This is a genomic window from uncultured Sphingomonas sp. (genome assembly GCF_936927845.1).
Classification (GTDB): Bacteria; Pseudomonadota; Alphaproteobacteria; order Sphingomonadales; family Sphingomonadaceae; genus Sphingomonas.
The window spans coordinates 87517-110124 of sequence record NZ_CAKZHV010000066.1; the positions used below are offsets into that span (position 1 = coordinate 87517).

Below are 22608 nucleotides of genomic sequence, written 5' to 3' on the forward strand. Positions count from 1 at the left end.
CCGAGATCGACACCAGCATGATCGTGAGCGGAGGATGGACCTTCGTCGCCGCGGGTGCGGTGCTCGCGATCTTCGTAGCGCTGGCAGCCTATATGCTCGCCGCAGGTCTGCGAGCGCGTGCGGCCGCTGCCGGGTTGGTTCATGCACATGTGCGGCTGACGGCGTTGCTCGCCTCTGCTCCAGCGCAGTCGCTGCTGATCCGGTCGGACGGGGGGATCGAGGTTGCCCCGCGCGTGGCCGAGTGGCTCGGCTGGTCGAGCGCGCCACGCAGCGTGTCGGAGCTTCGTGCGGCAGACTGGGGGCTCGCGGCGGACGAGGTGGCGGGGCTGACCCGCGACGTGGACGCGCTGCGTCGCGCCGCGCGTCCGTTCGCACGCGTCGTTCGCACGCGTGATAATGCGCGTGCGTTGCGCGTCACCGGCGAGCGGCGCAGTGACGAGCTGGTGCTGTGGTTCAGCGACGTGACCGCGAGCGAGGAACAGGTCGCGCGGCTGCGCGAGGAAACGGCCGAACTGAACGAGGCATTCGCGGCGCTGAGCGGCCTGATCGAGGCGGCACCACTGCCGATGTGGTACCGCGACGCCGACCTGCAGCTCGCCATGGTCAACTCCGCCTACGTCACCGCGGTCGAGGCGCGCGATGCGGCGAGCGTGATCGCGCGCGGGCTGGAGCTGACCGAAGGGTCGGGGCAGGGCGGACCGCGCGCGGGTGCGATCGCGGCGCGCGACAGCGGGCGACCGCAGGAGCGCGTGCTGCCGGCGACGATCGGTGGGGCGCGACGCGCGCTCAAGCTCTTCGACGTGCCGCTGCCGGTCGGCGGGGTCGCCGGTTTTGCGATCGATATCGAGGAGCTGGAACAGGCAAATGCGCGCGAGAAGCGCTTCGCCGAGGCGCAACGCGCGATGCTCGACCGATTGTCCGCGGGCGTGGTACAGTTCGGGCGCGACCGGAGTCTGATCTTCTGCAACCAGCCGTTCCGGCGCATGTTCGCGATGCGGCGTGAGTGGTTGTCGGACCGGCCCGAGTTCGACCGCGTGCTGGAACGCATGCGCGAGGCCGGGCGCGTGCCCGAGGTGCGCGACTTTCCGGGGTGGAAGGCGGAGCGGCGCGGCTGGTTCCTGAACGCGGATGGCGCGGCGGAGGAGAATTGGCATCTGCCCGGCGGCACGCACTTGCGCGTCGTGGCGCAACCGCTGCCCGACGGCGGGCTGCTGCTGATCTTCGAGGACCGGACCGAGCAGGTGCAACTCGCCAGCGCGCGCGACACGTTGCTGCGGGTGCGCACCGCGACGTTCGACAATCTGTTCGAGGCGCTGGGCGTGTTCGCCGCCGATGGCCGGCTGCAATTGTGGAACAACCGTTTTCGCGCGCTGTGGAATTTCGAGGAGGAGTTCCTCGCCGGGCACCCGCGCGTCGACGCGATCGCCGAGCGGCTCGCGCCGCAGCTCGCCAACCAGGCGCGCGCCGCGCTCGTCTCCGAGCTGGTCCGCTACGCGACGGTCGAGCGCAAGCAGCGCGGCGGCCGGGTCGCACTGGCTGATGGGCGCCACTTCGAGTTCGCGGCGGTGCCGCTGCCCGACGGCAACGCGTTGGTGACGATGCTCGACATCTCCGACAGCCGCCGGATCGAGCAGGCGCTGCGCGACCGCAACGAGGCGTTGGAGGCAGCGGACCGGGTCAAGACTGCGTTCGTCGCCAACATGAGCTACGAATTGCGTACGCCGCTGACCTCGATCAGCGGGTTCGCCGAGATGCTGCACGGTGGTTATGCGGGAACGCTGTCGGGTGAGGCGATCGCCTATGTCGACGCGATCCTCGACTCGGTCGAGCGATTGGGCGTGCTGATCGACGACGTGCTCGATCTCACGCAGGCGGACAGCGCGACGCTGGAGCGCGAGGATCTCGAGCTCGGCGCGGTGGTGCGCGCGGCGGCGGACGCGCTGACCGCATCGGCCAGGCGGCACCGGATCGAGTTCGTGGTCGAGGTGCAGCGTACCGCCGGGCGCGTCCACGCCGATCGTCGCCGCATCCGCGAGGCGGTCGAGCATCTGCTGCGCCACGCGGTCGGCGCGACGCGCGCCGGCGGGCGCGTGCTGCTCCACGTCGATGGCGATTCCAAGCGCGCGCGGATCGTCGTCTCCGACGACGGAGCGGGGATGACCGCGGAGGAGGCGGCGCGCGCGTTCGACCGTTTCGCGCAGCCCGGCATCACCCCGGGGCAGGAGCGCGCGCTGGGGCTCGGCCTGCCGCTCGCGAAACAGTTCGTCGAGGCGCACGGCGGCACGGTGTCGCTGGTGAGCGAGCCGGGGCAGGGCTCGCTCGTCACGGTCGAGTTGCCGCGGCGATGAGCGGTGAATTGTTCCTGGCGGACGCGGCGGCGACGGAGGCGCTGGGGCGTAGCTTGGCGCCGGTGCTGCGCGCGGGCGACGTCGTGCTGCTGTCGGGCCGACTCGGGATGGGCAAGACGAGCTTCGCGCGCGGCGTGTTGGCAGGCCTGGGGCTGGCGGGCGAGGCACCGAGCCCGACGTTCGCGATTCTGCAGCCTTATGCACTGCCCGAGGTGCGCCTGCCGGTGGTGCACGCCGATTTGTACCGGATCGAGGACGCGGGGGAACTGGAGGAGCTGGGGCTCGACGACGCGCTGTACGATTCGGCGCTACTGGTCGAGTGGCCCGAGCGCGTGCCGGCGAGCATCTGGCGCGATCCGCTGCACCTGACCTTCGCGCGCGCACCAGCCGGCGGGCGCAGCTTGACTTGGCACGCGTCGGCGGCATGGGAGCGGCGATGGGCACCGAGATGATTTCCGGCGACATGATGCCGCCGCCGCACGCCGCCGCGTTTCTCGACAGCGCTGGCTGGCACGGCGCCACGATCGAGCCGTTGGCGGGTGACGCCTCGTTCCGGCGTTACTTTCGCGTCGAGGCGGGGGGGCGTCGTGCGGTACTGATGGATGCGCCGCCGCCGCACGAGGACCCGCGCCCGTTCATCGGCGTGGCGCAGTGGCTGAACGAGCGCGGGTTCGCTGCCCCTGCGATCCACGCGATCGATCTCGAGCGCGGGCTGGTGTTGCTGGAGGATTTCGGCGAGGTGCGCATGCGCGAAACGGTCGACGCCAATGCCGACGCACTAATGCCGCTCTACTCGGCGGCGGTCGACGTGCTGGTCGCGTTGCACCGCCATCCCGCGGGTGACTGGCGCGCCTACGATCTCGCCGAGTTGCAGCGTGAGGCGGGGTTGCTGGTGGAATGGTACTGCCCCGCGATCGGGTTGGCCGTCGACGGAGACGGCTACCGCGCGGCGTGGGACGAGGTGCTGCACCACGCGCTGACCGCGCAGCCGGTGACGGTGCTGCGCGACTATCATGCCGAGAATCTGATGCTGGTCGGGCCGGAGCGGTCGCTGGGGTTGCTCGATTTTCAGGACGCGCTGGCCGGGCACCCGGCCTATGATCTCGTGTCGCTGCTGCAGGACGCGCGGCGCGACGTGGAGCCCTCGATCGAGGAGGCAATGCTCGCGCGCTACACCGCGGCAACGGACGCGGGTTCGGCGTTCCTTGATGCCTATCACGTGCTCGGCGCGCAGCGGAACGCGAAGATCGTCGGCATCTTCACGAGATTGTGGCAGCGCGACGGCAAGCCGCGCTACCCGGCATTGTGCCCGCGCGTCTGGGCGTATCTGGAGCGCGACCTGAGCCACCCGGTGCTCGCCCCTGTCGCGCGCTGGTTCGACGCGAACATTCCGCCCGAGCTGCGCGGCGACCCGATGCTCGTGCGCGGAAGCGCGGCGTGACACGCCCACGCTACATCCGCCCGGTGCCCGATGCGGGCGTGCCGAAGACCGCGATGGTGATGGCGGCGGGGCTGGGCAAGCGGATGCGCCCGCTGACCGCGCTGCGTCCCAAGCCGCTGATCCCGGTCGCGGGCAAGCCGTTGATCGACCACGTGTTTGACCGGCTGCGCGATGCCGGCGTCGAGCGCACGGTGGTCAACGTCCATTATCTCGCCGACGCGCTGGAGGCGCATGTCACGCACCGTGTCTCGGGCCTCGACATCATCGTGTCCGACGAGCGCGCGCAGTTGCTCGAAACCGGCGGCGGGCTGGTCAAGGCACGCGAGATGCTGGGCGACGCGCCGTTCCTGGTCGTCAATAGCGACAATCTGTGGCTCGACGGGCCGACCGACGCGATCCGGCTGCTGGCGTCGCGTTGGGACGACGACGCGATGGACGCGCTGTTGCTGCTGGTGCCGTATGCCCGCGCGCACAACCACCGCGGCCAGGGAGATTTCCACATCGATGCAGCCGGCAGGATCACCGGGCGGCGCCGGCCGGGCCGTGTCGCGCCGTTTGTTTATACCGGCGTGCAGATCCTGTCGCCGCGCGTGATCGCCGACTGGCCAGAGGGTCCGTTCTCGACCAACCTGTTCTGGGACCGCGCGATCGCGGCGGGGCGCGCGTTCGGGGTGGTGCATCAGGGATTGTGGTTCGACGTCGGCACGCCGGGCGCGATTGCGCGGACCGAGGCGATCCTGGCGGATGGCTGAGCGCCGGTGAACGAGGCGCGCGGGCTCCACCTTTTTACCATTCCGGCGCACCGGGCGATCGCCGATGCGGCGGTGGCGGGATTGCTGCGACGGTTCGGCGGTGATCGGCTGACGCTCGCGCGGGGCCTCGTGCTGGTGCCCAACAAGCGCGCCGGGATCGCGATGACGCGCGCGTTCGTGCGCGCGAGCGGCGGTGCGCTGCTGCTGCCGCGGATCGTCAGTCTGGCGGGCGATGATTTGGGTGAGGCGCTGGGTGCCGCACTCGACCCCGCGGGCGTCACGCCGCTGCTGCCGCCCGCGATCGACCCGCTCCAGCGCCGCATGGTGCTCGCGCGCATGGTCGAGGAGGAGCGCGCGCGCGTCGGACACCCGGTCGATGCGGCGGAAGCGGTGCGGCTGGCGGGCGATCTGGCGCGGACGCTCGACCAGTTGATCGTCGAGGAGGTGGACCCGGCGCGGCTGGCCGAGATCGACCCGGGCGAGGGGCTGACCGAGCATTGGCAGCGCGCGCTGGAGCTGTTCCGCATCGTGCTCGATCGCTGGCCCACGACACGCGAGCGGCTGGGGCGGATCGAAGCGGGGGTGCGGCGCATCAAGCTGCTCGACGCGCAGGCGGCGCGCTGGCGTGAGACGCCGCCGGGCGGCTTCGTCTGCGCGGTCGGCATCACCGACCCTGCGCCTGCGATCGCGCGGCTGCTGCGCGTGGTGGCGGGATTGCCGCAGGGGATGGTCGCATTCGCCAACCTCGACACGCGCATGCCCGAGGAGGAATGGGAGGTGCTGGGCCCGCACCTGCCCGACCCGGTAACGGGTATGCGGCGGCGCGCGATCGAGGTGCATCCGCAATTTCATTTGAAGCTGATCCTCGATCGCATGGGCGTGGGGCGCGGTGAGGTGCGCACCTGGCTCGGCGGCAGCGACCATGACGCGAGCGCAGTGCGTGGCCGCGCGATCGCCAACGCGCTGGCCCCGGCCGATTTTACCGGCAAGTGGACCCACCTCGACGCATCCGAGCGGCGGCTCACCGGGGTCGAGGCGGCCGAACTCGCGACCCCGGCCGAGGAAGCACAGGCGATCGCGCTGGCGATGCGCGAATGGATCGAGCAGCCTGGGCGGACCGCGGCGCTCGTCACCCCCGATCGCGCGCTGGCGCGGCGGGTGGCGGCGCATTGCGAACGGTGGAACATTCCAATCGACGACAGCGCCGGGCGCGCGCTGTCAATCCTGCCGCCGGGCACGCTGTTGACCGCGATCGTCGAGGCGGCGGCGCAGGATTTCGCGCCGATGGCGCTGTTGACGCTGCTCAAGCATCCGTTGGTCAGGAGTGGCGAGGCGCGCGGGCGTTGGCTGGAGGGGGTGCGCCGGCTCGACCGTGCGCTCCGCGGACCGCGCCCGGCGCCGGGGCTCGCGGGGATCACCGCGCATCTGAACGACGGGCCGGAGCGCGAGCGCGAGCGCGAGTTGCGCCGCGCCGCGCTGCCGTGGTGGGAAGAAGCGCGCGCGCTGCTCGAGCCGGTCGCCGCGGTGTTCGGACGCGAAACGGCGAGCCTGCCCGAGCTGGTCGCGGGCCTGCGCGAGTCGGCGCAGGCGCTCGCGGGCGACGAGGTATGGCGCGGTCCCGCCGGGCGATGCGCGGCCGAGTTGCTGACCAACCTGGAGCGGCAGGCGCCGCTCGGGCCCGCGAACGCGTCGGCGGCGGGGTTCGCGCCGCTGCTGCGATTGCTGATGGACGAGGTCGCGGTCAGGCAGATCCAGGGCGAGCATCCCCGGCTCGCGATCTACGGCTTGATAGAGGCGCGGTTGCAGACCGCCGACCTGATGATCCTGGGCGGGTTGAATGAGGGCGTGTGGCCGGGCAACCCGCCGCCCGATCCGTGGCTCGCGCCGCGCATCCGCGCCGAGCTGGGCCTGTCGGGCTTGCAGCGCGCGATCGGCACCGCGGCGCACGATTTCGGACAGGGACTGGGTGCGCCGCGCGTGCTGATCACGCGTAGCCGGCGCGATGCGCGCAGCCCCGCGCTCGCGTCGCGCTTCTGGTTGCGGCTGGAGGCGATGGCGGGCGAGCGGTTCGTGCGCGCGCACCGGCTGGAACGCTGGACGCGGCTGCTCGACGACGGCGCGACGCCCATGCCCGCCGAGCGGCCCGCGCCGAGCCCAGGCGCCGAGCTCAGGCCGACCAGCATCTCGGTCACCGAGGTCGACCGGCTGAAGGCCGATCCGTTCGCCTTTTACGCGCGACGTATTCTTAAGCTGATGCCGCTCGACGCGGTTGATGCCGATCCGAGTGCGGCGTGGCGCGGCACGGCGGTTCACGGCGTGCTGGAGGAATGGGCCAAGCACGATGCCTGCGCGCCCGACCGGCTGGTGCCGCGCGCGCTGGCGATGCTCGACGACCCCGCGGCGCACCCGCTGCTGCGTGCGCTGTGGCAACCGCGGCTGATCGCGGGGATCGAGTGGATCGCGGCGACGATGCAGGCGAACCGTGCCGAGGGGCGCGATATTCTGGCGGCGGAGGGGCAGGGGTACACGATGCTGTCGGGGATCAAGCTGACCGGCCGGTTCGACCGTGTCGACCGCGCCGCGGACGGATCGATCGTCGTCGTCGACTATAAGACCGGCAAGGCGCCGTCGGTCGCGGCGGTGCGCGGCGGGTTCAACCTGCAACTGGGGCTGCTCGGCGCGATGGCGGAGGAAGGCGCGTTCGAGGGCGTTGAGGGCCGCGCGGGCGGGTTCGAATATTGGTCGCTCGCGAAAGGACGCGACGGGTTCGGCGCGGTGACCAGCCCGGCCGATCCGGCGGGCAAGAACGGGCGCATCATGACCGACGATTTCACCCGTGCCGCGCGCGACAGCTTCGCGGAAGCGGCGGCGCGCTGGCTGACCGGCGAGGAAGCGTTCGTCGCCAAGCTCCATCCCGAGTTCGCGCCGTTCGCGGAATACGACCAGCTGATGCGCCGCGACGAATGGTATGGCCGTGAACGCTGACGCGCTCGCACCATTGCCGGCGCTGCAGGGTGACCAGCAGCGCGCGAGCAACCCCGACGCGCATGTCTGGCTGTCCGCCTCGGCCGGGACGGGCAAGACGCAGGTGCTGGCGGCACGCGTGTTCCGCCTGCTGCTGGGCGGGACCGATCCGTCGGCGATCCTGTGCCTGACCTTCACCAAGGCGGGCGCGGCGGAGATGACCGCGCGGATCAGCCGGCGGCTCGCCGCCTGGGTGCGAATGGACGACACCGCGCTGTTCTCGGACCTGCGGGCCTTGGGCGAGCCGGGCGATCCGCGGCAGATCGCGCGCGCGCGCACCTTGTTCGCCAAGGTGCTCGATGCGCCCGGCGGCGGCCTGCGCATCCTGACGATCCATGGTTTCTGCCAGAGCCTGCTCGCGTCATTTCCGGTCGAGGCGGGGTTCGTCCCCGGCTTCCGCCCGATCGAGCCGCGCGAGGAAGCGCTGCTCAGGCGGCAGGCATTGTCCGACATGCTGGTCGCGGCCGAGCGTGAAGGACGCGACGCGCCGGTCGCGACGATCGGCGCGCTGAGCGTCCGGCTGGGTGAGCAGGGCGCGGAGCAGTTCCTGCACGAGTGCGCGCGCGCCGGCAGCGCGCTGGAGGCGCTGCCGAGCGGGATCGCCGCGTTCATCCGCGGCGCGCTGGGTGTGCCGCTGGGCGACATCGCGGCGCACGTGCGCGAGCGGTGCGCGGGGCTGGACGAGCGTGCGATCCGGCGCATCGCCGCGGCCAACGCAGCCTGGGGTACGGCGACCGGGTTGAAGCATGCCGACGCGGTCGCCGCCTGGCTCGCGGCGGACGCGGCGGGACGGGTCGAGCGGCTGGGCGCGTTGATGGCGGTGGTGCGTACCGGCACGGGCGAGCCGCGCAAGGCGTCGGCGAAGCTGATCGCGGCGGAAGCCGATTACGTCGCGCTCGCGGAGGAGCTCGGCAACGCGTGCGCCGACCTGCTGGGTTTGCAGGTGCGTGCCGCCTACGCCGACCTGCTCGGCTCGGCGCTGGAGGTCGGGCGCGAGTATGCGCGCGGCTATGCGGCGGCGAAGCGGCGCGCAGGGGCGGTCGATTTCGACGACCTGATCCGCGCGACGGTCAACCTGCTCAGGCAGGAGGGGATCGGCGAGTGGATCCGCTACAAGCTCGACCAGATCACCGAGCACGTGCTGGTCGACGAGGCGCAGGACACAAACGTTGCGCAGTGGACGATCATCCGCGCGCTGGTGGACGAGTATTTCGTCGGGCGCGGCGTCTATGCGCCATCGGTCCGGACGCTGTTCACGGTCGGCGACACCAAGCAGGCGATCTTCGGCTTCCAGGGGACCGATCCGGTCAACTTCATGGCGGCGGAGCGCTATTTTGAGGCACGTGCGGCGATGGTCGCGGGCGACAACGACATGCCGGCCGATGAGCGCGGGCTTCCATTCGACCGCCTGTCGCTGGTCGACTCGTTCCGCTCGACCGCGCCGGTGCTCGAGTTCGTCGACGCGGCGATCGAGCATGTCGGGCCGGCGCAGTTCGCGGGTGAGGACATGATCCCGCCGCACGGCAGCCGCATCGCCGGGCCGGGGCAGGTGATACTGATCCCCGCCATCGCCGCCGGCGCGAGTGAGGCGGAGGAAGGCGGCGAAGAGGGCTGGATCGATGACGCGGTGCGCGCCAACGCGACGCGGATCGCGAAGCTGGTGCGCGGCTGGCTTGATGGCGGTCTGATGCTGGAGAGCAAGGGGCGTGCGCTCAGGCCCGAGGACGTGATGATCCTGGTCAAGCGGCGCGGCGAGCTGGCGCAACTGCTGGTCGCGCGGCTCTATGCCGAGGGTGTGCCGGTCGCGGGCGTCGACCGGTTGCGGTTGAGCGCGCCGCTCGCGGTGCAGGATCTGCTCGCCGCGATCCGCTTCGTGCTGCAACCCGACGACGATTTGAGCCTCGCCAGCCTGCTCGTCTCGCCGCTGATCGGCTGGACGCAGGACGAGTTGCTGGCGCGCGCGGTGCCGCGCAAGGGAACGTTGTGGCGACACCTAACTGAGACGGCGCCGTCGCTGCTCGGCGACCTGGAGCTGATGCTGGCGCGCGCTGACTTCCGCACGCCGTACCAGTTCCTGGAGATGATCCTGTCGGGGCCGCTGGAGGGACGGCGCAAATTGCTGTCGCGGCTGGGCGAGGAAGCGCGCGATCCGATCGAGGAATTGCTCAACGCCGCGCTCGATTTCGAGACCACGACGACGCCGTCGCTGCAACGCTTCCTCGACTGGTTCGAGCGCGACGAGGTGGAGATCGTGCGCGACGCCGCCGCGCCGCTCGACGCGGTGCGCGTGATGACCGCGCACGGGGCGAAGGGGTTGCAGGCACCGCTCGTCATCCTGGCGGACGCGACCGCGGACCCCGACTCGGCGCCGCGCTCGACCGTGATGTGGCAGCCGGGTGGGCTCGACGAGCCGATACCGGTGTTCCGTCCTCGCAAGGCCGAGCGCGCGGGCGAGGTCGACGCGGCGCTGGCTGAGACCGAACGGCGCGAGCGCGAGGAGCATTGGCGGCTGTTCTACGTCGCGGCGACCCGCGCGGAGGAGCGGCTGGTGGTGACCGGCTCGCTCAGCGCCAAATGGAAGGGCGAGGCGCCGCCCGCGAGCTGGTACGCGGTGACCGAGCGGACGCTCGATGAATTGGGTGTGGCGAAGGCGGACGGTGAGCCGCGCGTGTTTCACGGCACCAAGCCACGCGCGCCGGTGCCGGTGCGCCGTGCGAGAGCGGCGGAAGCGCGCGACGAACTGCCGCTGCCTGCCTGGGCGCGTACGCCGGCACCCGAGGAACAGCGCCCGCCGCGCCCGCTCGCGCCCTCGTCGCTGGGCGAGGACGACGCGGGCGACGCACCGCCGACGCCCGAGATGCAGGCCGCAGCTGAGCGCGGCACGCTGATGCACGCGCTGTTCGAGCGGCTGCCGGCGGTCGCGCCGCCGGCGCGCGAGGGGGCGGCGGATGCGTGGCTCGCCTCGCGCGAGGTGCCGGTGGCGGACCGGCCGGCGATCGTCGCGCCGGTGTTGCGCGTGCTGGATGATCCCGCCTTCGCCGATCTGTTCGGGCCGGAGGCTCTGGTCGAGGCGCCGATCAGCGCGGTCTTGCCGAACGGGCGCGTCGTCTCGGGCACGGTCGACCGGCTGCTGATCGGCGACACCCGCGTCCGCGTGATCGACTACAAGACCGGTCGGCAGGTGCCGCGCGACGCGTCGGCGGTGCCCGACTATCACATCAAACAGATGGCGGCGTACCAGGCGGCGCTCGCAGTGATCTTTCCCGATCACGCGATCGAGGTGGCCTTGCTCTACAGCGGTGGGCCGGTGCTGATCGCGCTCGACGATGCGGCGCTCGCGCGCGGCAAGCGCGGCTTGGCGGCGGCGGAGCAAAGCTTGGTCGCGGATGGTTGAGGGTCCGGCAACGGCATCCTAGATGACGCAGCGAACAAGGAGTTTGACATGGCTACCAAGAAGATCACCGACGCCAGCTTCCAGAACGACGTGCTGTCGGCCGACAAGCCCGTGCTGGTCGATTTCTGGGCCGAGTGGTGCGGGCCGTGCAAGATGATCGGGCCGAGCCTGGAGGAATTGTCCGACGAGTTGGGCGAGCAGGTGACGATCGCCAAGATCAACATCGACGAGAACCCCGATGCGCCCGGCCAGTACGGCGTGCGCGGTATCCCGACGATGATTCTGTTCAAGGGCGGTGTGCCGGCCGCGACCAAGGTGGGTGCGGAGCCCAAGGGCCGGATCAAGGCATGGCTCGAGGGTGAGCTGGCGTGATCCTCGCGGCGCTGCTGCTCCAGGCGGCAGCGCCGGTTGATCGATGCGCGTGGGGAGCACCGTCTGCCTCACGCCGCATGACGGGTGTGTTCGTCAACGAGTTTGAAGCACAACGTTTTTATGAAGACGGCGACGTCGCCGCGATCGCGCGAGACTCGTCGTTCGCACTGATCGATCGCGACAAGGCACGACAGCATGCGTCGGTCGGACCGTGGTTGCTCGGACATGTATTTCGCATCGAGTTCATCGGTGTCGAGCGCGCGGCCCCGACGGGGTCGGTCAACCGCCACGGTCCTTGTCCACCTAGCTCGGGCGAAATGAGCAAGGCCGACGTTACCGAGATCGTTGCGCAGGAAGACCTGGGACCTGCGTCCGAGGTCCTGTCGAGGCGACGACGCTGACCGGCACGCAGCCGCCGTGCGGTCAGGCTGGGCGTTGTCCTAAGACGCGCGCGCCACGTTCCCACAATTCGACGGATGCAGCCGCGAGCAATCCCTTTCCGGTGTCGGTCAGGCGATAAGGCTTACCGTCCGGGCGCGCGACGTGGCCGCCGGCTTCGGTCAGGAACAGCGCCCCCGCAGCATGATCCCATGGATAGATGCGCTCGAACCGCGCAATGTCGTGCGTGCCGTCGACCAGCGCGGCATATTGCGCCGCCGCGCAGCGCAGGCCGTGACGCAGGTCGAGCACGCCGGTGGCCGCGGTCTCGATCGCGGCGGCTTCCTCGGGTGAGAACCAGTAATTGGAATAGGTGGCGACCGGCACTCGGTCGATTAGGGGCGCCGCCGTGACCCGCACGCTGTCGATGAACGCGCCGCCACCACGTCGCGCGAAACACAGCCGTTTCGTGACGGGCGCGTAGATCCAGCCCGCTTGCGTCACGCCGTCTTCGACCAGCGCGATCATCATGCCGAACGGCTCGCGTGCCGCGGCGAAGTTGTTCGTGCCGTCGAGCGGGTCGACCAGCCACACGCGGCCGTGCGCGACCGTGTCGATCAGCGACGGATCGGCCGATGCGGCTTCCTCGCCGACGACGCGCGCATCAGGGTCGAGGCTCTGCAGTTCGTCGGTGATGATCGCCTCGCTCTCGCGGTCGGCGATCGTCACCCAGTCGCCCGGCGTCTTCTCCGCGGTGTCGGCGACGCTCAGGCGACCGAAGCGCGGCAGGATTACTTCGCCGGCAACGCGCTCGAGCAGCGCGGGGATGGCTTGGTCGAGTGCGTCCACAAACGGCTCAGCTACGATAATCGGCGTTGATGCTGATGTAACCGTGCGTCAGGTCGCAGGTCCACACGCGCGCGCTGCCGTCACCAAGCCCGAGGTCGACACCGATCTCGATCTCCCGACCCTTCAGGTGCTCCGTCACTGGCGCTTCGTCGTAACCCTCGACCGCCAAGCCGTCACGCGCCACCTGGGTCACGCCGAAGCGGATCGACAGCCGGTCACGCTCGGCGGGCTCGCCGGCCTTGCCGACGGCCATGACGACGCGGCCCCAGTTCGCGTCCTCGCCCGCGATCGCGGTCTTGACCAGCGGCGAGTTGGCGATGCTCATCGCGATCCGATGCGCGGAGCGGTCGCTCTCCGCACCCTCGACGGTGATCTCGATCAGCTTCGACGCGCCCTCGCCGTCGCGCACGACGAGCAAGGCGAGTTGGCGGCACACGTCGGCGAGCGCAGCGCGGAACGCGTCGGCGCCCGCATCGTCGTCACTGGCGAGCGGGGCGTTACCCGCCTGGCCGGTCGCGAAGGCGAGCACGGTATCGCTGGTCGAGGTGTCTCCGTCGACCGTGATGCACGAGAAGCTGCGCTCGTTCGCGGCCGACAACGCGGCCTGGAGATAGCCCGGCGTGACCGCCGCGTCGGTGAAGATAAAGCCGAGCATCGTCGCCATGTCGGGCGCAATCATGCCCGATCCCTTGATGATCGCGGCGATCGTGATCGTGCGGCCATCGACCACTGCGGTCGCGCTCGCGCCCTTGGCGTAGGTGTCGGTGGTGGCGATCGCGTCGGCGGCGTCGCGCCATCCGGTCGGCGGCGCGGTGAACGCCGCGTCGAGCCCTTCCTCGGCCTTGTCGATCGGCAGCGGCACGCCGATCACGCCCGTCGATGCGACGAACACGTCGGACGGCTTGCATCCGAGCTGCGCGGCGGTGCGCGCGGCGATCGCCTCGACCGCGGCGCGGCCGCGATTGCCGGTGAAGGCGTTGGAATTGCCGGCATTCACGACCAGCGCGCGCGCCTCGCCCATCACCAGCGCGCGGCGGCACCATTCGACTTCCGGCGAGGGGCATTTCGACTGCGTCAAGACGCCCGCGACCGCGGTGCCAGGTGCGAGCTCGACGAAGGTCAGGTCGGCGCGGTCCCACGCCTTGTAGCGCGCGCGCGCGGTGCGGATCGCGACGCCGTTGATCGGGGGCATCTCGGGAAAGGGCAGCGCGAGCGGCGAGGCGGCGGTGGACTGTGACATGCACGCGCCATAGGCTGCGGCGGAAGCGGTGGGTAGGGCGATTGATGGACGACCTGGAGGATCTGGCACGGCGGCAGGCGCGCGCGCAGAACGGGCTCGATCCCAGCCACGCGCGGCCGCAGCCGTGGTTCGTCGGATCGGGCAGGGGTCTGATGCTGCTGGTCGTCACGCTGGTTGCGGTGCTGATCGCACTTCGCGGCATTACGACCGTGTGGCTGGCGCAGGACGCGTGGGAGTGGTGGACGCATCGCCCGCCGGCGCGCGTCGCGGGTTCGCCGCCAGTTATCGCTTCGCCTGCGCGTGTCGGCCCGGCGCCGCCAACTATTGTGTTGCCGCCAGGGGCGAGCAAGCCGAAGGGCAATCCGGCCGCGTGGTTCGACGCCGACTCTTATCCACCCGCAGCGATCAGGGCCGAGGAAGAAGGCCGCACTGTCGCGCGGGTGCTGATCGGCACCGATGGCCGCGTACAATCGTGCGGCATCGTCACGTCGAGTGGCAGCGCCTCGCTGGACGCTGCGACGTGCAGCATTCTCATCCGTCGCGGGTCATTCGAGCCCGCGCGCGATGCTTCCGGCGTGGCGATCCGTTCCACTTGGAATTTGCCGGTCCGCTGGGTGTTGCCGCGCGACTGATTGCGTCACGCGCACGCCACCGGTGGACGGGTGCGCCCGCCCGCCTTATGTCCGCACGCGTGAACCTGCTTCTTCTCTTGTCTGCCCTGCTGTCGGCGCTGACCGGCATCGGCGCGAGCGCGCGCCAGCCGCAGCTCGCGCAGGCGGTGGCGCAGGAGAAGGTTGCGCGGCCCGCCGCCGCGGTGCGCGCGGTGCTGCTCGCACGGCCGATGCAGATACCGGCAGGTCTGGTCATGCTCGCGCGCGCGCCGATCGCACGCGTCTGGTCGCTGATTCCCGCCGAGCCCGCGTTTGCCGGGCGTCGGCGCGAGTAAAGCGCCCGCGCGGCGACAACTGCCGCCCTTCTGCCGTTTTTGTTCAAGCGTGGGCAGCCGGGAAGCGGTGCCTGCGCCGCTTCCAGCTACAGGATCCGCACCATGTTCGGTGGCATCGCCAAATCGCTCTTCGGCTCGTCCAACGACCGTTATGTCAAGTCGCTCAACCCCATCCTCGCCAAGATTGCCTCGTTCGAGCCCGCATTGCAGGCGATGGATGACCCGACGCTCGCCAACCAGACGGTGCTGTTCCGCGAGCGGCTGGCGAACGGCGAGACGCTCGATCAACTCCTGCCCGAAGCGTTCGCGACGGTGCGCGAGGCGGCGCGCCGCGTGCTCGGCCAGCGCCACTATGACGTCCAGATGGTCGGCGGCATCGTGCTCCACCGCGGCGAAATCGCGGAAATGCGCACGGGCGAGGGCAAGACGCTGGTGGCGACGCTCGCGACCTACCTGAACGCGTTGCCGGGCGAGGGCGTCCACGTCATCACCGTCAACGATTACCTCGCCGCGCGCGACGCGGACTGGATGAGCCGGGTGTACGGCTTCCTGGGGCTAACCACCGGCGTGATCGTGCCGAACCTGTCAGACGAGGAGCGGCGGCAGGCCTATGCCGCCGACATCACCTACGGCACCAACAACGAGTTCGGCTTCGACTATCTGCGCGACAACATGAAATATGAGCGCAGCAGCATGGTGCAGCGCCCGTTCGCGATGGCGATCGTCGACGAGGTCGATTCGGTCCTGATCGACGAGGCGCGCACCCCGCTGATCATCTCCGGCCCGACCGACGACAAGAGCGAGCTCTACATCAGCGTCGACGCGGTGGTGAAGCAGCTCGACGAGGGCGATTATGAGAAGGACGAGAAGCAGAAGACCATCGTCCTGACCGAGGACGGCACCGAGAAGGTCGAGCGCATCCTGGAGAGCGCCGGGCTGCTGGAAGGCGCCAACCTCTACGATTTCGAGAACACGCAGGTTGTCCACCACCTGAACCAGGCGCTGCGTGCGAACGTCATGTTCAAACGTGACGTCGATTACCTCGTCAAGGACGGCAAGGTCATCATCATCGACGAGTTCACCGGGCGCATGATGGACGGTCGCCGCTGGTCGGACGGTTTGCACCAGGCGGTCGAGGCGAAGGAGGGCGTGCAGATCGAGCCCGAGAACCAGACCATGGCCTCGATCACCTTCCAGAATTACTTCCGCATGTATCCCAAGCTGTCGGGCATGACCGGCACCGCCTCGACCGAGGCGGCCGAGTTCTTCGACATCTACAAGATGAACGTCGTCACCATCCCGACCAACCGGCCGATCAACCGCGTCGACGAGGAGGACGAGTTCTACAAGGACACGCACGACAAATTCCGCGCGATCGCGAAGAAGATCCGCGAGCATGCCAGCAAGGGCCAGCCGGTGCTGGTCGGCACCGTGTCGATCGAGAAGTCGGAGTTGCTCAGCGAATTCCTGACGCAGGAAGGCGTCGATCACTCGGTCCTGAACGCGCGCTATCACGAATCCGAAGCGCACATCGTCGCGCAGGCGGGCCGCCTGAGTGCGGTGACGATCGCGACCAACATGGCGGGCCGCGGTACCGACATTCAGTTGGGCGGTAACCTGGAGTTTCGCGTCGAGGACGAGCTCGCCGGCATGGCCGAAGGGCCCGAGCGCGAGGCGGCGATCGAGCAGATCCGGCAGGAGATCGCGGCGGAGAAGGCACGGGTGCTGGAGGCGGGCGGATTGTTCGTGCTCGGCACCGAGCGGCACGAGAGCCGGCGGATCGACAATCAGCTGCGCGGCCGTTCGGGGCGTCAGGGTGACCCTGGGCTCAGCCGTTTCTACTTGAGCCTTGAGGACGATCTGCTGCGCATCTTCGGGCCGGACACGCTCTTCGCGCGCATGATGCGCTCGAACCTGGAGGACGGCGAGGCGATTGGGTCGAAGTGGCTGACCAAGGCGATCGAGACCGCGCAAAAGAAGGTCGAGGCGCGCAACTACGACGTGCGCAAGCAGGTCGTCGAGTATGACGACGTCATGAACGACCAGCGCAAGGTCATCTACGAGCAGCGCGCCGACATCATGGACGCCGACACGGTCGGCGACGTGGTCGAGGACATGCGCGCGGAAACGGTCAACGCGATCGTCGGCGATGCGTGCCCGCCCAACTCCTATCCCGAGCAATGGGATATCGAGGGGATGAAGACGCAGCTCGCCGAGGTGCTGAACATTCAGCCGCCGGTCGACGAGTGGCTGAAGGAGGAGGCGATCGATCCCGAGATCGTCACCGAGCGCGTCCAGGCCGAAGCCGATGCAATGGTCGCGGCGAAGGCGGCTGATCTGGAGCCCGAAACGTGGACGCAGGTCGAGAAGTCGATCCTGCTCCAGAACCTCGACCATCACTGGAAGGAGCATCTGGCGACGCTCGACGCGCTGCGTCAGGTCGTTCACCTGCGCGCCTATGCGCAGAAGACGCCGATCAACGAGTATAAGCAGGAAGCCTTTTCGCTGTTCCAGCGCATGCTCGACAGCATTCGCGTCGACGTGACAAAGACGATCGCGCAGGCGCAGTTCCGCATGGAACCGCTGCCCGAATTGCCCGAACTGCCCGACTTCATCACCACGCACTTCGACCCGTTCACCGGCGAGGATAACTCGGCCGACGTGGATGCGGGCACGCTGGGGCTGATCCAGACGCAGTTGCCGCCGATGCAGATGGTGCAACCGGGTCCGATCGATGTCGGCGACGATCCCGCGCAATGGGAAGGGCAGGTCAGCCGCAACGCGCCGTGCCCGTGCGGGTCAGGCCGCAAGTACAAGCATTGCCACGGCGCGGTATGACGCGTCGTTCGTAGGTGCGGGCTGCCCGTGGAGTTATTCCGCGGGTCGTTTCGCTGAGTGGAGGTTCACCCGGCGGTCAGCGCCGCGCTGCCGCTCAGAGCTGCGCTACGCTGACGCTTAGCGGCTGTCGGGATTGCTGGTGAAATCCCGCGAGCGATCAAAGAAAAAGGCTCCCTGCCGCGTGGCAGGGAGCCTTTGTTCATTCGGGTGGCGTGCGATCAGCGCGCCTCGGGCAGCTTGATCGTGGGCCCAAGCGTCTGGATGACCTGGCGCGCATCAAACGCGCGGACGTTGCCGGGCTCCGGCCGGCCGCGGAACATCACGATTTCGGCACTCGCCTCGTAGCGGTCGACGGTGCGGATATCCGCGCCGCCGCCCCAGCCGCCCCAGCCATTGCCCCAGAACGGATCCCAAGAGCGATAGCCGAAGCTGCCGTAGAAGCCCCAGCGCGGACCCCAAAGCCCGCTGTACGGGCCAAAGCCCGGACCCCAGGCCCCCGGCGTCGAATAGGTACGTCCCTGGCGATCGGTGTCCCGGTCCGCCATCACGAAATAATCATAACCATTCTGCGTCGTCAGCTCGGCGGCACGGAACAGCAGGTATCGCTCGACCACGTCGCGGTCGGTGATCGAATTGCCGGCAAACGTCACCCGGTAACGGTTCGGGGTGATCCGCGTGTCGCTATATCCGGTGCGATAGAAGCCCGATCCGGTCGCGGGACGATAGGCGGTTTCGGTCGCGCAACCCGCGACAACGGTCGTGCTCGCAGCCAGCGCAACCACCAGCGCCGTGCGGCTCAATCTCCTCATCATCTCACACATCTCCGCTCACGCCCGGCCAGGGCGCGATAAGCGCCGTTTAGCCGACCCGAGTGGAACGTGCGATGAACGGATTGGCTCCGCGCGACGCGGAGCAGCTATCAGACTTGATTTTGCTCAACTTTCGTGTTCGCCGCCGGTTTGGCGAACATGGCCAGTGCAACCGGCACCGCAATGAAGGATGCGGCAACCAGGCCCATCGCGACTTCGATCATCAGCATCCGTCATCCTCACCCAAATTGTATTTTTATGTGTCGGACGTGAGTGTGGCGCGAACACAACAAGCTGGCAAGAAAAAGCTGCATAGCGACAAATCAACCCGCTTCTCGGGCACTGATTGCGACTTGCGCGGTTATCGACTGGGCGACACGTACGTGTCGTCGGGACCGTCAGTAGTGTAACCACGCAGCCGGGCCGATCATCGAAGGAGAATTGACCATGCTGAAGAAGTTCCTTGCCGCCGCCGCCGTGGCATCGCTGTCCGTCTCGCCGGCGCTGGCCGCGACGGCGAACCCCGCCGCCAGCCTGTCGGTCGCCAAGAACGTCCGTGCGAGCACGCCGTCGGCGAAGCAGAACGAGCTGGGCGGTGGTTTCGGCTTCGTCGGCCTCGCGATCCTCGCAGGCATCGTCGCGATCGGCGTTATCGCGATCGTGAACGACGACAACTCGGACAGCAACTGAGCTGTTGCGCCCGGTGCCTCGTGCACCGGGCGTCTTCGGGCGCGGAAACGCGCCATCTGTCATGGAATACCGTCGCGACGACGCGAGCGGAACGCGTCATTGCGTCCGCCTACGTGCTCGGATGATCAGCGAACTGGCGCCGGCGCGACGGTTTTCCAGGAATATCGGATTTGCAGCAGCACCGTCGCTTCTAAGCAGCGGAAAATGGCTCCCTGAGTAGGATTCGAACCTACGGCCGCTCGATTAACAGTCGAGAGCTCTACCGCTGAGCTATCAGGGAACGCTGCGCGGAGCCGCGTCTATAAACGCTGATTTTCGACGCGCAACCTCTTTTTGCCGTTCTGCAGCATGAGCGTCAGACGACAAATTGCTCCATCGAGATGCGGTCGTCGAGCGCGTGCTCGGGATCGAACAGCAGGGTCAGTTCACGCGCACGGTCCATGCACACTTCGACACAGGCGACATCCCGTATCTCGCGCTGATCGGCGACCGCGGACACCGGACGCTTGGCGGCATCGAGGATGCGCAGCGTCACCCGCGCCCGATCGGGCAGGATCGCGCCGCGCCAGCGCCTCGGCCGAAAGGCGCTGATGGGGGTGAGGGCGATCATCGCCGAACCGAGCGGCAGGATCGGACCATGCGCCGAAAGATTGTACGCGGTCGATCCTGCCGGTGTGGCGACCAGGATGCCGTCGCATGATAATTCCTCCAGCACGACACGGTCGTTGACGGTGACCTCCAGCTTAGCGGTCTGTCGCGTTTCGCGCAGCAGCGACACTTCGTTGATCGCAGGAAGCGAGTGGACGCGGCCGTCGATGCCGGTCGCGGTCATCGCGAGCGGCGTGACCTTGAACGCCTTGGCGCGGCGGATACGCTCCTCGAGCCCATGATGGCGCCATTCGTTCATCAGGAACCCGACGGTGCCGAGATTCATCCCGAAGACCGGCACAATCGGCTTGCGGCGTTCCAGCAGCGTGTGGAGCGTCTGGAGCATGAAGCCGTCGCCGCCGAGCGCGACGACCAGATCGGCTTCCTCGAGCGGCACCCAATCCCACGCGTCGGCGAGTTCGGCCCGCGCCGCCTGCGCCGGCGGCGTCGGCGAGGCGACCAGCGCCCGCCGCGGATAATCGTTCATCCGCCGGTGACGCTCATGTGGCGCGCGACCGCGGGCGCGCGGTCGCGCTCGATACGGAAATCGTGGCGGCGCGGCTTGGTCATCAGCGCGCTTTCGATCGCGGCGTCGAGCGCAGGCGTGCCACCCTGGCGAAGTGCCTGGCGCAGGTCGCGCTGATCGTCGTGGCCCAGACAGGTGTAAAGCTTGCCCTCGGTTGTCAGCCGCACGCGGTTGCAGCCGTCGCAGAAATTGGCGGTCAGCGGGGAGATCAGCCCCAGCCGCGTCGCCGATCCGTCGACGCGCCAGTAACGCGCCGGGCCGCCGGTGCCGTTCAGATCGCGTTCGAGCGTGAAGCGCGCCTCGATCATCTCCTTGACCGCGGTCAGCGGCATGAAGCGATCGGTGCGATCCTCCTCGACCTCGCCGAGCGGCATCGTCTCGATCAGCGTCAGATCATGACCTTGGTCGATACACCAGGCGAGCATGTCGCCGATCTCATGCTCGTTGAAATCCTTGAGCGCCACCATGTTGATCTTGACGCGCAGACCCGCGGCCTTGGCGGCGGCGATGCCGCCCAGCACTTCGGCGACATCGCCGTGCCGGGTGATAAAACGGAACTTGTCCGGGTCGCGCGTGTCCATGCTGACGTTGATCCGCCGCATGCCCGCACCCGCCAACAGGTCAGCATATTGCGCCAGCCGCGTGCCGTTGGTCGTCATCGTCAGCTCGTCGAGGCCTTGGCCGACGTGCCGGCCCAGCCGCTGCACGAGATCGATCACGTCGCGCCGCACCAGCGGCTCGCCGCCCGACAGGCGTACCTTGTTGACACCGCGCGCGATGAACCGTTCGGTGATGATCGCCAGCTCGTCGAGCGTCGCGATCTTGGCGCGCGGCAAAAAGGTCATGTGCTCCGCCATGCAATAGCGGCAGCGCAGGTCGCAGCGGTCGGTCACCGACACGCGCAGATACCGGATCGTGCGGCCGAAGCCGTCGACCAGCGACGACTCCGTCCTGTTCGATGTCGTGGTCATGGACGAAGAGCTAAGCGGGGTCACGGCGTGTCACAAGAGCATGACGAACGATTGGCGGCTTGGTTGCGTCGCGCTACATACGGTTTGGGCGGTTGAGGAACATGTTGTTGGGGGATGGAAGTCGAGAGCGACGCGGCGTCGGGGGCGACGGCGCCAACCCGGTCGTCGCTGCATGGCTGGCGCAAGGCCGTGCGGTAACGGTCGCGATCGTCGCACTCGCCAGTTTCGAGATCATCAACGCCGCTTACGGTCGCGACACGGGGGACGCGCTGGTCAGCGCCGCGAGCGAGCGCATGGCGCACGCGCTCGGTTGTGATGACGACGCGGACCTCGTACGCGAAGGGGCGGTGTTCACGCTGGCGCTGCCGGCCGGGCTCGACGCTGCATATCCCCTGATCACCGCGATCGAGTTCGCGCTCGCGCAGCCGTTCGCGGTCGGCGCGACGACGGTGCACGTCGGCACGCGGATCGGGGTGGCGAGCGGGCAGGGCGAGGAGGCGGAGGCGCTGGTGTCGCGCGCGCGCGCCGCGCTCGCCGACGCACGCGTGGCCGAAGGCGCGACCACGCGGATCGCGCCGCCCGCGCCGCATCGCCCGATTGCGCAGCTTGCCGCCGACCTCCACCGCGCGATCGAACGCGGTGAGATCGCGGTCCTGTTCCAGCCGCAGGTGGCGTTCGCCGGCGGCGCGATCGTGGGGGTGGAGGCGCTTGCGCGCTGGAACCATCCCGAGCTGGGCGTGCTCGGCGCGGAGACGCTGCTGGCGGCATCGGATCGCGCCGATCTGGGCATCGCCTTGTCCGACCACATTCTCTCGCGCGCGCTGGCAAGCGTCGCCGGCTGGCCCGAGGCGCTGGCGCGGCTGCGCGTCGCGGTCAACGTCACCGCGGCCGACCTCGCGCGGCCCGATTTCGCGGCGCGGTTCCTGGCGCGCGTGGATGCGAGCGGGGTGGCGCGCGCGCGCGTCACCGCTGAGATCACCGAAGGCGGGTTGATCGACGATCTGGATAGCGCGACCGAGCTGCTGGAGGCGCTGCGCGACGGCGGCTGCCGCGTCGCGATCGACGATTTCGGCACCGGTTACTCGAGTCTCGCCTATCTGACCGCGCTGCCGGTCGATTACCTCAAGATCGACCTCAGGCTCACGCAGAGCATCGTCGGTGATCGTCGCCACCGCGTGGTCGTCGAGGGTGTCATCGCGATCGCGCGCGCGCTGGGCTTGGAGACGATCGCGGAGGGCGTGGAAACCGACGAACAGCGCGAACTGCTGGAGGCGCGCGGTTGCACCTATTTCCAAGGGTTCCTGTGTTCGGGCGCAGTGGAAAGTGCCGAACTGGTCCGGTTGGTCGAACGGTGAACGGGCGTGCTCCTCTTCTCGGTCCGG

18 protein-coding genes and 1 tRNA gene are annotated in these 22608 nt (G+C 69.0%); 13 read left to right on the forward strand and 6 right to left on the reverse strand.

What is annotated here, in order from left to right; all coding sequences use genetic code 11:
• Nucleotides 1-17: 17 nt before the first annotated feature.
• The 8 genes from Q0579_RS14325 to Q0579_RS14360 are packed head-to-tail and all read left to right on the forward strand — an operon-like array spanning nucleotide 18 to nucleotide 11732.
• The gene (locus tag Q0579_RS14325; protein ID WP_298813539.1) at nucleotides 18-2348 is read left to right on the forward strand and encodes a PAS domain-containing sensor histidine kinase; all 2331 of its coding nucleotides are present in this window, start codon (nucleotides 18-20) and stop codon (nucleotides 2346-2348) included.
• Complete coding sequence (tsaE, locus tag Q0579_RS14330) at nucleotides 2345-2800, forward strand: tRNA (adenosine(37)-N6)-threonylcarbamoyltransferase complex ATPase subunit type 1 TsaE (RefSeq protein ID WP_298813541.1); 456 nt, start codon at nucleotides 2345-2347, stop codon at nucleotides 2798-2800. Before Q0579_RS14325 ends, tsaE begins: the two co-directional genes overlap by 4 nt.
• Nucleotides 2801-2811: 11 nt before the next feature.
• Nucleotides 2812-3789, forward strand: coding sequence for a phosphotransferase (locus tag Q0579_RS14335; RefSeq protein ID WP_298813750.1), 978 nt, complete (start codon nucleotides 2812-2814; stop codon nucleotides 3787-3789).
• Nucleotides 3786-4541 carry a nucleotidyltransferase family protein gene (locus Q0579_RS14340; protein ID WP_298813543.1) on the forward strand — a complete coding sequence of 252 codons (756 nt, stop codon included), beginning with the start codon at nucleotides 3786-3788 and terminating at the stop codon, nucleotides 4539-4541. The genes Q0579_RS14335 and Q0579_RS14340 overlap by 4 nt, the downstream gene beginning before the upstream one ends.
• Nucleotides 4542-4547: 6 nt before the next feature.
• On the forward strand, nucleotides 4548-7526 hold the full coding sequence (addB, locus tag Q0579_RS14345; protein WP_298813545.1) for a double-strand break repair protein AddB: 2979 nt from the start codon (nucleotides 4548-4550) through the stop codon (nucleotides 7524-7526).
• Nucleotides 7510-10959, forward strand: coding sequence for a double-strand break repair helicase AddA (gene addA / locus Q0579_RS14350; protein WP_298813547.1), 3450 nt, complete (start codon nucleotides 7510-7512; stop codon nucleotides 10957-10959). Before addB ends, addA begins: the two co-directional genes overlap by 17 nt.
• A 48-nt stretch (nucleotides 10960-11007) precedes the next feature.
• The gene (gene trxA, locus Q0579_RS14355) at nucleotides 11008-11331 is read left to right on the forward strand and encodes a thioredoxin (protein WP_019517237.1); all 324 of its coding nucleotides are present in this window, start codon (nucleotides 11008-11010) and stop codon (nucleotides 11329-11331) included.
• Nucleotides 11328-11732: a hypothetical protein gene (locus tag Q0579_RS14360; protein WP_298813549.1), complete on the forward strand. Its 405-nt coding sequence runs from the start codon at nucleotides 11328-11330 to the stop codon at nucleotides 11730-11732. Before trxA ends, Q0579_RS14360 begins: the two co-directional genes overlap by 4 nt.
• 22 nt (nucleotides 11733-11754) lie before the next feature.
• On the opposite strand, the gene Q0579_RS14365 is transcribed toward Q0579_RS14360, so the two are convergent.
• The gene (locus tag Q0579_RS14365) at nucleotides 11755-12558 is read right to left on the reverse strand and encodes an inositol monophosphatase family protein (protein WP_298813550.1); all 804 of its coding nucleotides are present in this window, start codon (nucleotides 12556-12558) and stop codon (nucleotides 11755-11757) included.
• A gap of 7 nt (nucleotides 12559-12565) precedes the next feature.
• Complete coding sequence (gene argJ / locus Q0579_RS14370) at nucleotides 12566-13798, reverse strand: bifunctional glutamate N-acetyltransferase/amino-acid acetyltransferase ArgJ (RefSeq protein WP_298813552.1); 1233 nt, start codon at nucleotides 13796-13798, stop codon at nucleotides 12566-12568.
• 44 nt (nucleotides 13799-13842) lie between these two features.
• Between argJ and Q0579_RS14375 the strand changes: the two genes are divergently transcribed.
• The 3 genes from Q0579_RS14375 (at nucleotide 13843) to secA (ending at nucleotide 17582) form a co-directional block, all read left to right on the forward strand.
• The gene (locus tag Q0579_RS14375; RefSeq protein WP_298813554.1) at nucleotides 13843-14430 is read left to right on the forward strand and encodes an energy transducer TonB; all 588 of its coding nucleotides are present in this window, start codon (nucleotides 13843-13845) and stop codon (nucleotides 14428-14430) included.
• 59 nt (nucleotides 14431-14489) lie between these two features.
• Nucleotides 14490-14744, forward strand: a complete 255-nt coding sequence (locus Q0579_RS14380) for a hypothetical protein (RefSeq protein ID WP_298813556.1) — start codon at nucleotides 14490-14492, stop codon at nucleotides 14742-14744.
• A gap of 102 nt (nucleotides 14745-14846) precedes the next feature.
• Complete coding sequence (gene secA / locus Q0579_RS14385; RefSeq protein WP_298813558.1) at nucleotides 14847-17582, forward strand: preprotein translocase subunit SecA; 2736 nt, start codon at nucleotides 14847-14849, stop codon at nucleotides 17580-17582.
• A gap of 218 nt (nucleotides 17583-17800) precedes the next feature.
• Here the strand turns inward: secA and Q0579_RS14390 are convergent, their stop codons facing one another.
• A complete protein-coding gene (locus Q0579_RS14390) occupies nucleotides 17801-18391 on the reverse strand; it encodes a hypothetical protein (protein ID WP_298813560.1) in 591 nt (196 codons plus the stop codon).
• Nucleotides 18392-18838: 447 nt separating this feature from the next.
• Here Q0579_RS14390 and Q0579_RS14395 point away from each other — a divergent pair, with 447 nt between their 5' ends.
• The gene (locus tag Q0579_RS14395) at nucleotides 18839-19081 is read left to right on the forward strand and encodes a hypothetical protein (protein ID WP_298813562.1); all 243 of its coding nucleotides are present in this window, start codon (nucleotides 18839-18841) and stop codon (nucleotides 19079-19081) included.
• Between the two features lie 205 nt (nucleotides 19082-19286).
• On the opposite strand, the gene Q0579_RS14400 is transcribed toward Q0579_RS14395, so the two are convergent.
• From Q0579_RS14400 to moaA, 3 genes are all read right to left on the reverse strand, one after another.
• Nucleotides 19287-19361, reverse strand: a tRNA-Asn gene (locus tag Q0579_RS14400).
• Nucleotides 19362-19436: 75 nt separating this feature from the next.
• Complete coding sequence (locus Q0579_RS14405; RefSeq protein ID WP_298813564.1) at nucleotides 19437-20216, reverse strand: NAD kinase; 780 nt, start codon at nucleotides 20214-20216, stop codon at nucleotides 19437-19439.
• Complete coding sequence (moaA, locus tag Q0579_RS14410; RefSeq protein ID WP_298813566.1) at nucleotides 20213-21226, reverse strand: GTP 3',8-cyclase MoaA; 1014 nt, start codon at nucleotides 21224-21226, stop codon at nucleotides 20213-20215. The genes Q0579_RS14405 and moaA overlap by 4 nt, the downstream gene beginning before the upstream one ends.
• Before the next feature lie 107 nt (nucleotides 21227-21333).
• Between moaA and Q0579_RS14415 the strand changes: the two genes are divergently transcribed.
• Nucleotides 21334-22581 carry a GGDEF domain-containing phosphodiesterase gene (locus tag Q0579_RS14415; RefSeq protein WP_298813568.1) on the forward strand — a complete coding sequence of 416 codons (1248 nt, stop codon included), beginning with the start codon at nucleotides 21334-21336 and terminating at the stop codon, nucleotides 22579-22581.
• Nucleotides 22582-22608 lie beyond the last annotated feature (27 nt).

Coding starts and splice junctions, on each gene's coding strand:
- Q0579_RS14325 (WP_298813539.1), top strand. CDS start 18: ATGATCGTGAGCGGAGGATGGACCTTCGTCGCCGCGGGTGCGGTGCTC.
- tsaE (WP_298813541.1), top strand. CDS start 2,345: ATGAGCGGTGAATTGTTCCTGGCGGACGCGGCGGCGACGGAGGCGCTG.
- Q0579_RS14335 (WP_298813750.1), top strand. CDS start 2,812: ATGATGCCGCCGCCGCACGCCGCCGCGTTTCTCGACAGCGCTGGCTGG.
- addA (WP_298813547.1), top strand. CDS start 7,510: ATGGCCGTGAACGCTGACGCGCTCGCACCATTGCCGGCGCTGCAGGGT.
- trxA (WP_019517237.1), top strand. CDS start 11,008: ATGGCTACCAAGAAGATCACCGACGCCAGCTTCCAGAACGACGTGCTG.
- argJ (WP_298813552.1), bottom strand. CDS start 13,798: ATGTCACAGTCCACCGCCGCCTCGCCGCTCGCGCTGCCCTTTCCCGAG.
- Q0579_RS14375 (WP_298813554.1), top strand. CDS start 13,843: ATGGACGACCTGGAGGATCTGGCACGGCGGCAGGCGCGCGCGCAGAAC.
- secA (WP_298813558.1), top strand. CDS start 14,847: ATGTTCGGTGGCATCGCCAAATCGCTCTTCGGCTCGTCCAACGACCGT.
- Q0579_RS14390 (WP_298813560.1), bottom strand. CDS start 18,391: ATGAGGAGATTGAGCCGCACGGCGCTGGTGGTTGCGCTGGCTGCGAGC.
- Q0579_RS14395 (WP_298813562.1), top strand. CDS start 18,839: ATGCTGAAGAAGTTCCTTGCCGCCGCCGCCGTGGCATCGCTGTCCGTC.
- Q0579_RS14405 (WP_298813564.1), bottom strand. CDS start 20,216: ATGAACGATTATCCGCGGCGGGCGCTGGTCGCCTCGCCGACGCCGCCG.
- moaA (WP_298813566.1), bottom strand. CDS start 21,226: ATGACCACGACATCGAACAGGACGGAGTCGTCGCTGGTCGACGGCTTC.